Here is a 13,759-nt window from a genome sequence, read left to right as displayed (position 1 = left end):
GACGAGCCCACCTGGGTGGGACCTATCCTGGATGCGTTATGTCTGCTGCTCGAACCCCAGCTGAAGGTGCGGTCTACCTGGACCATGCCGCAACCACCCCGATGCGCCCCGCCGCCATCGAGGCGATGGCGGCCACCATGGCCCAGACCGGGAACGCTGCCTCGCTGCACGGGTCCGGGCGTGATGCCCGGCGCCGGGTAGAGGAATCGCGGGAGTCGATCGCCGCGGCCCTGGGCGCCCGACCGTCCGAGGTGATCTTCACCGCCGGCGGTACCGAAAGCGACAATCTCGCCATCAAGGGCATCTACTGGGCACGTCGCGATGCCGATGTGCGACGTACTCGCGTCATCGCCGGCGCCGTCGAGCATCATGCGGTCCTCGATGCGGTGCAGTGGCTCGCCGACCACGAGGGAGCTGACGTGACGTGGCTGCCGGTGGATGACGCCGGCACCGTCACGGCCGCGGCACTGCGCGCGGCCCTCGCCGAGCACGACGACGTCGCACTCATCACGGTGATGTGGGCCAACAACGAGGTCGGCACCATCAACCCCATTTGCGAGTTGGCTTCCATCGCTGCCGAGTTCGATATTCCGATGCACAGCGATGCCATCGGTGCGGTCGGCCAGCTCGATATCGATTTCGCCCTCAGCGGACTGTCGGCGATGAGTGTGGCCGCACACAAGTTCGGCGGCCCCATGGGGGTCGGTGCACTGCTCCTGCGGCGTGAAACCGCTTGTGTTCCATTGCTTCACGGTGGTGGCCACGAACGTGACATCCGTTCGGGCACGCCCGACACGGCGGCGATCGTGGCGATGTCGACCGCGCTTGTCGAGGCCGTCTCCGAACGGTGTGAGGGTTCCGCGACACTGAAAAAGCTTCGGGACGAGCTGATCGATCAGGTGCTGACCCAGATCGAGGGTTCCGTGCTCAACGGTGCTGTCGGAAACGGCAGATTGCCCGGGAACGCGCATTTCACCTTTGCCGGATGCGAGGGCGATTCGCTGCTGATGTTGCTGGACGCCAACGGCATCGAGTGTTCCACCGGCTCGGCGTGCACGGCGGGCGTCGCGCGGCCCTCGCATGTGCTCATCGAGATGGGTATCGACCCCGAAGCCGCGCGTGGATCGCTGCGATTCAGCTTCGGCCACACCTCCGTGGCCTCGGATGTGACCCGTGCTGTCGAGGCGCTGCAGGTCGCTGTTCCGCGCGCCCGGGCCGCTGCCCTGGCCAGCGCCGGAGGCCGGTCATGAGGGTGCTGGCCGCCATGAGCGGGGGAGTGGACTCCTCGGTTGCGGCTGCGCGCATGGTGGATGCCGGACACGATGTTGTTGGCGTGCACCTGGCGCTGTCGGCGGCACCCGGCACACTGCGCACCGGATCGCGGGGATGCTGCTCGAAAGAGGATGCCGCCGATGCCCGCCGCGTTGCCGACATGCTCGGAATCCCCTTCTATGTATGGGATTTCGCCGATCGATTCAAAGAAGACGTCATCGACGACTTCGTCGAGGCCTACGCCGAGGGGCGCACCCCCAATCCGTGTGTGAAGTGCAACGAGAAGATCAAGTTCGCGGCGCTGGCCGACCGCGCCATCGCGCTGGGCTTCGATGCCGTGGCCACCGGTCACTACGCGCGGTTGCAGGACGGCAGGCTGCGCCGTGCGGTCGACGCGGACAAGGACCAGTCCTATGTGCTCGGGGTGCTCACGCCGCAGCAGCTGAGCCGCGCGCTGTTCCCCGTGGGCGATAGTCCCAAGCCCGATATCCGTGCCGAGGCCGAGCGGCGCGGACTGCTTGTCGCGAACAAGCCCGACAGCCATGACATCTGCTTCATTCCTTCCGGAGACACCCAGGCTTTCCTCGGTGCGCGCATCGGCGTGCGCCGCGGGAATGTGGTGGACGCCGACGGCAGCGTGTTGGCCACCCATGCGGGGGTACACGAGTTCACCATCGGTCAGCGCAAGGGGCTCGGGCTGGTAGGCCCTGCCGCCGACGGCCGTCCCCGATACGTCACATCGATCGATGCCGACACGGCCACCGTTCGAGTGGGAACCGTTGAGGATCTCGAGATTTGGGAATTCGGGGGAGAGCCGGTGGTGTGGACCTCGGGGCAGGTACCGGCCGGGCCCATCGAGTGCCAGGTTCAGGTTCGGGCGCACGGTTCGGTGGTCGACGCGGTTGTCGAACCGGGAGCCGAGCGGATTCAGGTCCGGCTGCGTACCGCCCTGCGCGGTGTGGCGCCCGGGCAGACGGTGGTGCTGTACCGGCCGGACGCCGAGGGTGACGAGGTGCTCGGCAGCGCCGTCATCACGCGGTGATTCACAGTGCGGGCACTAGTCGGGCCTGCACGCGCTCAAGTGTCTCGTTCAGGTGCTGGAGCGAGAGTGCGTTGTTTTGCCCGAGATGGATTTGAATCTGATATTCAGGCTGGCGATCTCGCCCGAATATCGGCAGCACCACGAATTCCGTTGTCGAAAGATCATTTTCAAGGGTCGCGGTTACCGACTGTAGGCTGACGATGGTCATGAGGGTGGTGAGCTGTCGAGCGAGCCGAGACGTTGAGTCGACGGACTCGAGCATCGCTGTCAACCGTTCATGCAGGCCGGGTTGATTGTTGTCGAAGCGCCACGCGCCGTAGCCGCGCTCTCGGATGTCGGCGAGCACGTGCACGTGCTGGTCGATGTCCGCGCGTGTCAGCCGCGGTTCGACCTCGCGCAGCCACTGGTCGACGGCCGGTTGGTCGCGCCATGCCATGGCCACCAATCCGAATGGAGGGTCGATGGGAAAGCGCTGCCCGAGGTCGAGTTCGGCATCGCTGGGGTGCCCTACCGCATCGATCACTGAGATGTTCCGTGAACCGATCTTCGACAACGAACATGCCGCGCCGAGCATCTCGTGGAGGAACAGCAATGCGTCGCGGCCCTTGTCTAGCAGCGGGTGCTGCCGCCGTAGGCCGTGAACCACCGGGAGTAGTCCACTCCCTAGGGCGTAACGCCGGTCCTCGCGTCTATGCACCCACCCGCGCTGTTCCAGATCATGCAGTAGCAAAGAGCACGTCGACGTCGTGATCGCACAGGCGCGTGCCAGTTCGGTCAGCGTACTAGCCGATGGTGAATCAGCCAGTGCGGTAATGACATCCACGACTCGTTGCGTGGGTGGCGATTTGACCGTTGACATCGTTTGGTCTCCTCCCTACGATCCCTCCGATTATTTCGAACCTACTCTAAATATTAGGAGGATCGTGATCAAGGTAGGCGTATGGGGGCCGGGATCGATGGGTGTCGTCGCGCTCCGGGCGGTGATTGACCATCGCGACCTGGATCTGGTTGGTGTGGTGGTGCACAGCAATGCGAAGGTCGGCCGGGATGCGGGGGAGCTGTGCGGGGCTGAGGCTGTCGGTGTCGTCGCCACAGCTGACCCGGATTCGCTGGTGAAGAGCGATGCGGATGTGGTGATCTATGCGGCGGCCGCCAATGTGCGCCCGCTGGAGGCTATCGCCGATATGGTCTCGCTTCTGCGTGCGGGCAAGAATGTGGTCTCATGCTCGGTGGTGCCTTTGGTCTATCCCGACGCTGTAGATGACGTACTGACCCAGCCTCTGGCTGACGCTGCGCTGGAAGGTGGATCGTCGTTCCTCACGACAGGAATTGACACAGGGTTCGCGAATGATGTTCTGCCCCTGTCGCTGTCTGGAATTTCGCGATCTATCAGCTCGGTTCGTGTGACCGAGATGTTCAACTACGCCACCTATCCCGATGAGGGCGCGGTCTACGAGATTCTCGGATTTGGAAAACCTCCCGAGTTCGAGGCCTTCGCGGCGGCGCCGGGCATCTTTACGTTCGGGTGGGGCCCGACAGTGCACCAGATTGCTCATGGACTCGGCTGCGAGATCGACAGAATCGAAGAAAGCGTGGAACGGCTCGTGGCCGAAGAATCGTTCGAAACGCCAACCGGCCGTGTAGAAGCGGGAACCGTGGGCGCGATGAGATCGATCCTCACCGGCCATGTCGAGGGTGGCCGAACTATCGTCGTCGACCATGTCACCCGAATGCATGATGACTTGGCGCCGGATTGGCCGCAGCCACGGATATCCATGGCGCCAAGGGATCTCGGTTTCGGTGGTGCCAGTGGCCGCGGCGTCTATCGTGTCGAGATCACGGGGTCGCCAGACATTCTCTGCGAGCTCGAGCTGGCCGAAGACCACGACCATGACCTCGGTGCGCGTATTGCTGGTGCCGCGCGCATGGTCAATGCGATTCCGGCCGTCTATGCCGCGAAGCCAGGGTTGTTGTCGGCCTTGGACCTTCCGATTATTACCGGTGTCGGGCTGATGGGTGTCGACCCCGGGCTTTCTCCGGACAGCCGTTGCGTGGGAGGTGAAACGAAATGACAACCAATGACGAGATTGTTCGTGAGTTCTGTGGCCTATGGGCATCGATGGACGTAGAGCAGATGATTGCGTTCTTCACTGATGACGCTGTCTACCACAATATTCCGATGGAGCCGGCGGTCGGTAGGGAAGCAATCGCGACCCTCCTGAATGGATGGGCCGCGGTGCTCGATGGCATAGATTTTCAGATCCATCAGCAGGTCTCTGCGGGGAAGGTGGTGATGAACGAACGTACCGACACGATGCGTGTCAACGGTGCGTCGGTGCCGCTACCGGTGATGGGAATCTTCGAGCTCGTCGACGGAAAGATCCGGGTATGGCGTGACTACTTCGACATGGGTGAGATGACGAAGGCGTTCCAGGCGGCGTCCGCCTGACGTCTCAGGAAGCCGACGGAATTCCCGCTGAACGCATGGCGATCGCGATGCGTTCGGCGACATACTGCCGTCCCGGTGCGGTCGGGTGCATCGGAATTCCCTCATCGCCTACGCCGGTACCCGTCATCGACACGTAGCGCTGGAAATCGGATGCGCACACGCTGTGGTCGCTACTGGTCGCCGGGATGACAGGGGTGAACCCCGCCTTCGAGGATTCGGAGACGATCGTGTCGTTGAGCTGACGTTGCAGACCATTGAGGAAGGTGATGGTCTCTTGCGTGTTGATCAGGCCGACCAGACATCCCTTGGCGTCCGGCGGAAGGATGGGCAGGTAGCCCACCGTGAACACGCGCGCGTTCGGGGCCGCCTGACGGATGGCGGCGTACGCGCCCGTGAGTTTCGGGCCCACCGAGGCGACGTTGGCGCTGAATTGCGCCTTCTTCTCCGGCGGGCAGCTCAGCGCGAACAGGCAGTCGGTGGCGATCTGCTCGAATCCGGCGTCGTTGCCGCCAATGGAGACGATCGCGACCTTGGTGGCCGGGGACAGCCCCGTGTTCTGCGGGCCGCGTGTGGAGGGTGTGTAGACGTCGGTGGAGAGCGCGCCGACACAGGAGTAGTCGGCGAATGTCATCTGCGGGAATGACGTGGCGACCAGATGCGCGACATTGTCGGTCGCCTGGTTGCAGGCGGTGCCGACCGGGCCGGTGATACCGGCGGCGTTAGAACCCGCCGCCATGAACGAATCTCCGATCGCGACCAACTGGGCGCCCGCCACGGGTTCGGCCGACGCGATCGCAGGGCCGGTGACAGTCGCCGCGAACATCGTGGCGATGCCGAACACCGTCGAGAGCGTCTTGACCGCGCGCATGTATCCCTCTCATCCCCGTCGGCCGGCAGACGGCCCCGTCCAATCCTACTGAACGGGATATCGCCGTTTGCCCATGTCGACGTTACCGAGGGTTACACCTTGGCCGCCATCCGCTCGGCGCGCCTTGCCTGACGCTCCAGGTACTTGGTCTTGACCTCTTCGAAATCGCTGGCGGTCTTCTTGAGGCCGGTGATGATGCGGTGCAGGTCTTCGCGGTACCACTCGCCCTCGCCGTTGATGTCGTCACGCTCGAAGATGCGCCACTTGCGCAGCACCGGCTGGACGACCTCGGCAAGGTGTGACTGCGGGTCGTACACGCCGCCGGTGGCGATGGTGACCGCGTTACGGCGGAAGCCGGGGATCGTGTAGCCGGGCATCGTGAAGTTGTCGAGAACCTTGTGAATCGATTTCACCGCCTGGTTGGGTGCGATCTCGAGACCGGCCTCGACCATGTTGCGGTAGAAGATCATGTGCAGGTTCTCGTCATTGGAGATGTGTTTGAGGAGTTCCTGCGCGATGGGTTCGGCACAGGCGACGCCGGTGTTGCGGTGCGAAACACGGGTGGCCAGTTCCTGAAATGACACATAGGCCACCGAGTCGAACAGGCTGTCGGCGAACATGTGGTCGCCGCCCTGGCGGTTCTGTCCGGGGGAGAATCCGCGGGTCATCTGCTCGACACGCAGCTTCTCCAGTTCCACCGGATCGACGGACCGCGTGACGACGAGATAATCACGAATCGCGATGCTGTGACGCTGTTCTTCTGCCGTCCACCGGTTCACCCAGGTGCCCCATGGTCCGTCCATGGTGAAGTTCATGGCGATCTCGCGGTGATATGCGGGCAGGTTGTCCTCGGTGAGCAGGTTGGTGATCATGGCAACCTTGGCGAGTTCGGAGAGTTTGCATTGCTCGGGATCCCAGTCCTGCCCGCCCAGTGCCTTGTAGTTCTTGCCCTCGGACCACGGGATGTAGTCGTGCGGGTTCCACTCTTTGAACACGCCGAGGTGGCGATGAGTGTTCTCCTCCACCACGGGTTCGAGCTCGTGGAGGAGCTCGAGGTCGGTGTATTCCTTCTGCGGCACGGTGCGGTCCTCGGATTCGGTCGAGTTATCTGTGTCTAAAAGTGACACTTATATTCGACCGGATGGCCGCGCACCGTCCTAGTGACGAAGGTCCTCTACCTGGGGTTGGAAAGTCCCTCCTCCCACTGGTTCCCGAACCGGACGCCGAGTGCGGCCCGACGCGGAATCCCGCGTTCGATTGCGGCGGGCGACCGGCAACCGGGACCTGTACTTTCAACGGCTATGAATGGCCTAGTCGACCGGTTCTTCCGGATCTCCGAGCGGCAGTCGACGCTGGGGCGGGAAGTTCGCGGTGGGATCGTCACTTTTTTCGCGATGGCGTACATCGTGGTGCTCAACCCGCTCATCATCGGTGGCGAGCCGGGACGCGCGCACAACGCTGACGTGCTGGGCCATGTGCTGCCGGTGGGTCAGGTGGCGGCGGTGACGGCCCTGGCCGCCGGGGTGATGTCCATACTGTTCGGGTTCATCGCCAACTACCCGTTCGCGCTTGCTGCGGGGCTGGGCATCAACAGTCTGCTCGCGGTGTCCTTTGCGTCGCAGATGAGCTGGCCCGAGGCCATGGGGTTGGTGATTGTCGACGGCCTGGTCATTGTGGCGCTGGGTATCTCAGGTTTCCGCACCGCGGTGTTCCATGCCATTCCCGATGAACTGAAGGCGGCGATCGCCGCCGGAATCGGATGTTTCATCGCATTCATCGGCTTCGTTGACGCCGGGTTTGTGCGACGCATCCCCGACGCGGCGAACACCACCGTGCCGGTTGGTTTGGGAATCGACAACTCGGTGGCCACCATCCCGACCCTGATCTTCGCCGCTGGCGTGCTGTTGATGGGAATTCTGGTGGTGTGCAAGGTTCGTGGCGGACTGCTTATCGGCATCGTCGTGATGACGGGGATCTCGATGATCGCGCAGGCGCTGACCGAACGCGGTGCGCAGCCCGTCGATACCAAGGGATGGAACCTCACCGTGCCCGCCTGGCCGTCCTCGGCGGGCGGCATGCCGGACCTGAGCCTGCTCGGTCAGGTGGACATGTTCGGCGCATTCACCCGGGTGGGTGTGCTGTCGGCGACGGTGCTGGTGTTCGCGCTGGTGCTCTCGAACTTCTTCGACGCGATGGGAACCATGACCGGTCTGGGCAAGGAGGCCGCTCTGACCGACGAACACGGCACTCTGCCGGGAATCGGACGCGCGCTATCGGTGGAGGGCGTTGGTGCGGTCGTTGGAGGCGTCTCCTCCTCGTCCTCGAACACCGTGTTCGTGGAGTCTGCCTCCGGTATCGCCGAGGGTGCCCGGACCGGGCTGGCCAATGTGGTGACCGGTCTGCTGTTCCTGGCGGCGATGTTCTTCACCCCGCTGTATTCGGTGGTGCCGCTGGAGGCCGCGGCGCCGGCCCTGGTGGTGGTGGGCGCCATGATGATCGGCCAGCTGCGCAGCATCGACCTCACCCGCTTCGAGTACGCGTTGCCCTGTTTTCTGACCGTGGTGACCATGCCGTTTACCTATTCGATCGCCAATGGCATCGGTGTGGGGTTCATCAGCTGGGTGGTGCTGGCCGTCGTATCAGGGGAGCGCGGGGCCCGGCTTCGCGCCGTGCATCCGCTGCTGTACGTGGTGGCGGGATTGTTCGTCGTCTACTTCGCCAAGGGTCCGATCGAATCGCTCATCACCTAACGTTCTCGGGGTGAATATGTGGGCGAAGGGAACTGGCCTCGGCTCGTGGCCGGGGTTACAGGTGCGAGCCGCGACGGAGATTGTGGTGGCTGAGCTACCGCTGCCTCACCTTGTGGAGCTGCCCGCGCGCGGAGTGGGCGCCGATCTGATCGGCCGGGCCGCGGCACTGTTGGTCGATATCGCCCTCGACGTCTCACCTACCGGTTACCGGACGACCGCCCGGCCCGGCGCAGTGGTCCGGCGCGCGCGCGGATTCCTGGACGAGGACATGGATGCACTCGAAGAGGAGTGGGAGCGTGGCGGGCATCGGGGGAGCGAACGCGCGGTGAAGGTGCAGGGTCCGGGGCCGGTGACGCTCGCCGCACAATTAGAACTTGCCAACGGTCATCGCGCGATCACCGACCCCGGAGCGGTGCGGGACCTGGCGGCATCTCTGGCGGAAGGGCTTGCGCAGCATCAAGCCACGCTTTCTCGTCGACTTGGCGTTCCCGTACTGGTGCAGGTCGACGAACCCTCGCTGCCCGCCGCACTGGACGGCAGACTGTCGGGAACCAGCATGTTCTCGCCGGTGCATCCCGTCGACACGGCGACGGCGACGGCTCTGTTGGACCAGTGCGCTGCCGCGGTGGGTGGTGAACTGGTGGTGCATTGCTGTGCGGCCGACCCCCCGTGGGAGCTCTTGCGGGGCGCCGATATTCGTGGGGTCGCGGTGGATGCCGCGTACGTGGCGGATGCGCAGGCGCTCGATGGGCTGGCTTCGGTGCTGGATACGGGCAAGGTGGCGCTACTCGGTGTGATTCCCTCCCTTTCGCCGACCGTGCCCGTCTCATCGGACGTGCTGGCGGCCAGTACCGCGGCGCTCGCCGACAAACTGGGCTTTGGGCGCGCGGTGCTGCGGGATCGCATCGGCATCAGTGCCGGATGTGGGCTTGCCGGAGCCGATCTCCCATGGGCGCGCAGGGCAACCGAATTGACGCGCAAGGTCAGCGATCTGATCGATGCCGACCCGGACGCGCTGTGATGGACGTCTACCAGGCCATCGCTACCCGCCGGGACGTACGCGCGGAGTTCACCGGAGAGGTCATCGACGATACGACGTTGCTGAAGCTGCTGCAGGCCGCGCATCGCGCGCCCAGCGTGGGGAACAGCCAGCCCTGGGATTTCGTGGTGGTGCGCGAGGTGGAGGTTCTGGAGAACTTCGCGGCCCATGTTGCCGAGCAGCGTGAGCGATTCGCGGACAGCCTCCCCTCGGAGCGGCGAAAGACCTTCGATCCCATCAAAATTGAGGGAATCTGCGAAAGCGGTACTGGGGTGGTGGTCACCTACGATCACGGCCGTGGTGGTCCGCATGTCTTGGGGCGGCACACCATTGCCGATGCGGGCCTGTTTTCGGCGGTGCTCGCGATCCAGAACCTGTGGCTCGCCGCGGTCACCGAAGGTATCGGCGTCGGCTGGGTGTCGTTCTATGAAGAACAGTTCCTGGCCGAATTAATCGGCGCGCCAACGCACATCAGACCGATCGCCTGGTTGTGTGTCGGGCCGGTGTGTGAGTTCGCCGAGCGGCCCGATCTGGAACGATTCGGCTGGCGCAGCGGGCGTCCGTTGGATGACGCCGTGCACTGGGGCCGGTACCGGGAGACCTAGCGTCCCTTGAAGTCGGGTTCCCGCTTCTCGAAGACCGCACCGATGGCTTCCTGTAAGTCCTCCGACGGCAGGAAGGCGGCGTTCCAGGTCGACACGTACTTGAGGCCGTCGGCTACCACACTTTCGCGCTCGCGGCCCAGCACGTCCTTGACGCCCTGCACCACCAGCGGGGGGTTGGCCGCGATCTCGGCAGCGGTGGCATGCGCGGCCGCTAGCGTTGCCTCGGGGGTGTCGAACACATCGTTGACGAGACCGATCTTCTCGGCCCGAGCGGCATCGATGTCCTTGCCGGTGAACGCCAGTTCACGCAGGTGGCCATCACCGATGATCGGTGGAAGACGATGCAGCGAGCCAATATCGGCGACAATCGCGACCTTGGCCTCGCGCACACTGAACTTCGCCTCGGCACTTGCATACCGGATATCGGCGGCCGCGATGAGGTCGACGCCGCCACCGATGCACCAGCCCTGCACCGCGGCGATCACGGGCTTGCGGCAGGCTGCGACGGCGGTCACCGAGGCCTGCAGCCTCCGAATCTCGTCGAGGAACTCGGTGCGCGGCTTGGCCAGCGCCTTATCGGCCAGCAGCGGCATGAAGGTGCCCGCCATCGCGGCCAGGTCCAGCCCGTAACTGAAATGGGAGCCGGCGGCCGCGAGCACGATTGCCCGTATCTCCGGGTCGGCGTCGAGTTCGGTGAAGATCAGCGGCAGTTCCCGCCAGAAATCGGGTCCCATCGCATTACCCTTGCCGGGCCCGATGAGGGTGACCTGGGCGATATGCCCCGTGGTCTCGACGGTGAAGGCTTTCCAGTCGCTCATGTGCGTGAGCCTACGGGTTCAGGCGGGCAGCAGACCCTTGCGGTCCTCGCGGAGCTGCTTGATCACCGACTGCCAGGACATTGCCCAGGACTGCACGTCGTCTCCGGACTGGCTTGTCATGAAACCGCGAATGATGCCGACGAGCACGGTGCGGTCGCCAACATGGGTGTACACCGGGCCTCCCGAATCGCCCTTGGCGATCACCGGACCGTTAAACCTGAACCAGCCGTTGCCAAGTCGGGTTACCGATCCACACGCATCGCCTGTGGTGAAGCCGGTGCGGCAGACCGGCATACCAATATCGGGAGTAACCGTGTCATCGCGTTCGAGCCGTTGACCGTTGGCCATGACATCGTTGACGGGCAATCCGTCATCGATCGAGATCGCTTCGTAGTCGATGGTGTATTCGTTCTCGTAGACCGGGCCCTCAGGGGGACGGTTGTCGTGGGCGAGGATCTTGTGTCCTATCGCCGCGAAGTCCCCATTGCGAACGATCCCGTCGCCGTTGACGCAGTGCCCGGCCGTGATGCCCACCCGAAGCCCGGGATCGACGAACCCGAGCGTGCAGCTCAGCGAGCCCTGATAGATGAGCATGCCGGGATACACCAGCGGCGGGTCAGCATGAGCCGACGCGGGGTTGGCTGCGGGAAGCGCGCACAACACAGCGACGATGGTCGTTATCCAGAAAAACGGGCGCATGAGGGCTAGGGGACAACCATTCTCGCGGGACCGGACGGGCGGTCATCGGAGGGCGCGGGAGGCAGGACCATCGGCGGCGCCTGCGGATTGGGCGGTGCCTGTGGATTGATGGCCACGGGGCTCGCGATCTCGGGGCGGCTCGCGGCCGCCGCAATGTCATTTCGGATCTGCTGTTGCACCGTGGGCCAGGACAACGCCACGGTGGACTCCCGGCGGGTCTGATTGGCGGTGAAGCGCGCGCTCACGATGCCCACGATGGCGGCGTTGCCGGGAGAGGTGACGGTGTACACGGCACTACCGGAGTCGCCGTGGTCGGCGGGCAGGCCGTCGACGAGGAACCAGCCATTACCGAAACCGGCGATGGCACCGCACGCCTCGCCGGTGGTGATTCCCACCCGGCACACCGCCAGGCCATCGCGGGGAACGACCGCCGGGTCGACCCCGAGCCGCAGTCCGTTGGGCAGCACGTTGTTAATCGGCACGCCCTCGTCGAAGGCGATGCCCTCGTAGTCGATTCGGTAGTCGTCGCGGGACAACGGTCCTTCGGGCTTGATGTTGGACTGGGCCACGGCGAGCTGACCGATGCGCACGCCGTCGCTAGTGAACACCGGCCCATTACCGCCACAGTGACCCGCGGTGACGCCCACGCGCGCAGCAGGATCCACGAAGCCAAGGGTGCAGCTCAGTGATTCCTTCCCGGGTGGGCGCTGGATGATCTCCATGCCCGGATAAATCAGCGGGTCCGCATGTGCGGCAGCCGGGTTCGCGAGGCCAAGGCCGCACAACACGATGAGGGCCGCGGCCCACACCGGGAACCGTCCCTGCGGTTCGGTCCGTCGACCGTTGTCGCCGACACTGGTCACGCCGTAGCTCTCTGTCTGCCACGTTCACCGTCAATAAAGCCCCGACCAGTGTTAGGAGAGCACGCGGCACGACTCTCCGTGTCGCTACGAGCCTATGCGAACGAGGCGTCCTCTGGTGCAGGAAGTGTGGTCGGAGCAGGTGAATGCCCAGGTGGCGGGGGAGCGTCGGGTGCTTTCTCGAGGTCTTCTCGCAGTTGATTGACGACGGTCGACCAGGAAATCGCGGTGGTTTGCACCACGCCGGTCTCGACGCTGCGGGTAGTTCCGCGGGCGATCCCGACAATGGCACCGTGCCCCGGTGAGGTGATCGAGTACACCGGGCTGCCCGAGTCGCCGTGGTCGGCGGGTAGTCCGTCGATCTCGAACCAGCCATTGTTGACCGTGGTGACGGTGCCGCAGGACTCTCCGGTGGTGACGCCGTTACGGCACACCGGCAGTCCGGTGTGCGGCTGGATTCCGCTGCCGCGCTCAAGCCGAATCCCGTTGGGCAGTATGTCGTTGATCGCTACGTCATTGCGGAATTTGATGGCCTCGTAGTCGATCACGTACTTGGTGCCGTCGATCCGGTCGCCGTCACGCAGGTTGGAACCGGCGATGACGAGGACGCCGATCACATTGCCGGCCGAGTCGTACACCGGGCCATCGGTATCCATGGCGCAATGGCCCGCGGTGAGGCCGAAACGCGCGTCGGGATCCACGAACCCGAGCGTGCAGCTCTGAGTCCCCTGGATGATCTCCATCCCGGGAAACACCAGGGGGCCATCCGCCAGAGCCGAAGGGGCCAACGCCACCGCGGCCAACGCGGCTACGGCGAGGCCGCCGCACAATCTGCTAGCAACAGACAATTCGTACCCCAGCCTGTCTCTCCGAGTAATAGGCAAAGCTTTGAAACACAGTGTAGGGATAGGTGAGGGATCAGTCGCGCTGATCGAGCAACTTGATCAGCCGCTTGGTGGCGATCAATCGGTAGGAAGCATCGAGCAGCTCGGCGACCTCATCCCAGTCCACATTGGCGGTGCTGAAGTCGAGCCCCAGCCAGCCGTAGGGCCCCATGTACGCCGGGTAGTAGAAGCGGTCGTCCTGGAGGAGCGCGGGGCGCTCGGAATCGTCCACCTTGACCAGCACGGAATACGGGTAGGCGATCATCTCGCCCTTGGCGTCTCCTTTGGCGTTGCCGCCGAACATCGCGAAGATCTTGCCCGCTTTGAAGACGGGCCGGCCCCAGGAGATCTGTTCGGCAGCCTCGGGTAGTGCGAGTGCCAGCTGGCGAAGTTCTGCCAGGCCGGGATCGTCCTCGGTGAACATGATGGGATGCGTGCCCATGGGCCCATCGTAGGGTTCGGGCACTGTCGGG

15 protein-coding genes are annotated in these 13,759 nt (G+C 64.4%); 7 read left to right on the top strand and 8 right to left on the bottom strand.

Going from position 1 to position 13,759, the window contains the following annotated elements; all coding sequences use genetic code 11:
* Window positions 1–38: 38 nt before the first annotated feature.
* Together AOT83_RS24570 and mnmA are read left to right on the top strand one after the other, a co-directional pair.
* Complete coding sequence (locus AOT83_RS24570) at window positions 39–1,250, top strand: cysteine desulfurase family protein (protein ID WP_057963723.1); 1,212 nt, start codon at window positions 39–41, stop codon at window positions 1,248–1,250.
* Entirely contained in the window at window positions 1,247–2,314 is a 1,068-nt protein-coding gene (mnmA, locus tag AOT83_RS24565; RefSeq protein ID WP_057963722.1) for a tRNA 2-thiouridine(34) synthase MnmA, read from the top strand. The genes AOT83_RS24570 and mnmA overlap by 4 nt, the downstream gene beginning before the upstream one ends.
* A gap of 1 nt (window position 2,315) precedes the next feature.
* Here the strand turns inward: mnmA and AOT83_RS24560 are convergent, their stop codons facing one another.
* Window positions 2,316–3,173 carry a helix-turn-helix domain-containing protein gene (locus AOT83_RS24560; RefSeq protein WP_057963721.1) on the bottom strand — a complete coding sequence of 286 codons (858 nt, stop codon included), beginning with the start codon at window positions 3,171–3,173 and terminating at the stop codon, window positions 2,316–2,318.
* Window positions 3,174–3,237: 64 nt separating this feature from the next.
* On the opposite strand from AOT83_RS24560, the gene AOT83_RS24555 reads away from it, so the two are divergent.
* Together AOT83_RS24555 and AOT83_RS24550 are read left to right on the top strand one after the other, a co-directional pair.
* Window positions 3,238–4,386, top strand: a complete 1,149-nt coding sequence (locus AOT83_RS24555) for a dihydrodipicolinate reductase (RefSeq protein ID WP_198530384.1) — start codon at window positions 3,238–3,240, stop codon at window positions 4,384–4,386.
* Entirely contained in the window at window positions 4,383–4,763 is a 381-nt protein-coding gene (locus AOT83_RS24550) for a limonene-1,2-epoxide hydrolase family protein (RefSeq protein ID WP_057963719.1), read from the top strand. Before AOT83_RS24555 ends, AOT83_RS24550 begins: the two co-directional genes overlap by 4 nt.
* 4 nt (window positions 4,764–4,767) lie before the next feature.
* Here AOT83_RS24550 and AOT83_RS24545 read toward each other — a convergent pair whose 3' ends face one another.
* Window positions 4,768–5,631, bottom strand: coding sequence for an SGNH/GDSL hydrolase family protein (locus tag AOT83_RS24545; RefSeq protein WP_057963718.1), 864 nt, complete (start codon window positions 5,629–5,631; stop codon window positions 4,768–4,770).
* Window positions 5,632–5,723: 92 nt separating this feature from the next.
* Window positions 5,724–6,710, bottom strand: a complete 987-nt coding sequence (locus AOT83_RS24540) for an acyl-ACP desaturase (protein WP_057963737.1) — start codon at window positions 6,708–6,710, stop codon at window positions 5,724–5,726.
* Window positions 6,711–6,932: 222 nt separating this feature from the next.
* On the opposite strand from AOT83_RS24540, the gene AOT83_RS24535 reads away from it, so the two are divergent.
* From AOT83_RS24535 to bluB, 3 genes are read left to right on the top strand one after another with little or no spacing between them, the layout of a single operon-like run.
* A complete protein-coding gene (locus AOT83_RS24535) occupies window positions 6,933–8,381 on the top strand; it encodes an NCS2 family permease (RefSeq protein ID WP_057963717.1) in 1,449 nt (482 codons plus the stop codon).
* 16 nt (window positions 8,382–8,397) lie between these two features.
* Entirely contained in the window at window positions 8,398–9,402 is a 1,005-nt protein-coding gene (locus AOT83_RS24530) for a methionine synthase (RefSeq protein ID WP_030094145.1), read from the top strand.
* The gene (gene bluB, locus AOT83_RS24525) at window positions 9,402–10,025 is read left to right on the top strand and encodes a 5,6-dimethylbenzimidazole synthase (RefSeq protein WP_030094144.1); all 624 of its coding nucleotides are present in this window, start codon (window positions 9,402–9,404) and stop codon (window positions 10,023–10,025) included. Before AOT83_RS24530 ends, bluB begins: the two co-directional genes overlap by 1 nt.
* Here the strand turns inward: bluB and AOT83_RS24520 are convergent.
* The 5 genes from AOT83_RS24520 to AOT83_RS24500 all read right to left on the bottom strand — a co-directional run bounded on the left by AOT83_RS24520 (window position 10,022) and on the right by AOT83_RS24500 (window position 13,728).
* Window positions 10,022–10,843, bottom strand: a complete 822-nt coding sequence (locus AOT83_RS24520) for a crotonase/enoyl-CoA hydratase family protein (RefSeq protein ID WP_030094143.1) — start codon at window positions 10,841–10,843, stop codon at window positions 10,022–10,024. The genes bluB and AOT83_RS24520 overlap by 4 nt on opposite strands.
* An 18-nt stretch (window positions 10,844–10,861) precedes the next feature.
* On the bottom strand, window positions 10,862–11,542 hold the full coding sequence (locus AOT83_RS24515) for a hypothetical protein (RefSeq protein WP_057963716.1): 681 nt from the start codon (window positions 11,540–11,542) through the stop codon (window positions 10,862–10,864).
* 5 nt (window positions 11,543–11,547) lie between these two features.
* A complete protein-coding gene (locus AOT83_RS24510) occupies window positions 11,548–12,405 on the bottom strand; it encodes a hypothetical protein (protein ID WP_057963715.1) in 858 nt (285 codons plus the stop codon).
* A gap of 92 nt (window positions 12,406–12,497) precedes the next feature.
* Entirely contained in the window at window positions 12,498–13,250 is a 753-nt protein-coding gene (locus AOT83_RS24505; RefSeq protein WP_030094140.1) for a hypothetical protein, read from the bottom strand.
* A gap of 70 nt (window positions 13,251–13,320) precedes the next feature.
* Window positions 13,321–13,728 (bottom strand): MmcQ/YjbR family DNA-binding protein, encoded by a 408-nt coding sequence (locus AOT83_RS24500; protein ID WP_057963714.1) that lies wholly within the window; start codon window positions 13,726–13,728, stop codon window positions 13,321–13,323.
* Window positions 13,729–13,759: the final 31 nt, after the last annotated feature.

The sequence above is a fragment of the Mycobacteroides sp. H001 genome, assembly GCF_001440005.1.
GTDB classification, from domain to species: Bacteria; Actinomycetota; Actinomycetes; order Mycobacteriales; family Mycobacteriaceae; genus Mycobacterium; species Mycobacterium gwanakae.
The sequence above is the reverse complement of the archived record's forward strand: the minus strand, read 5'-3'. Positions and strand labels throughout refer to the sequence as shown.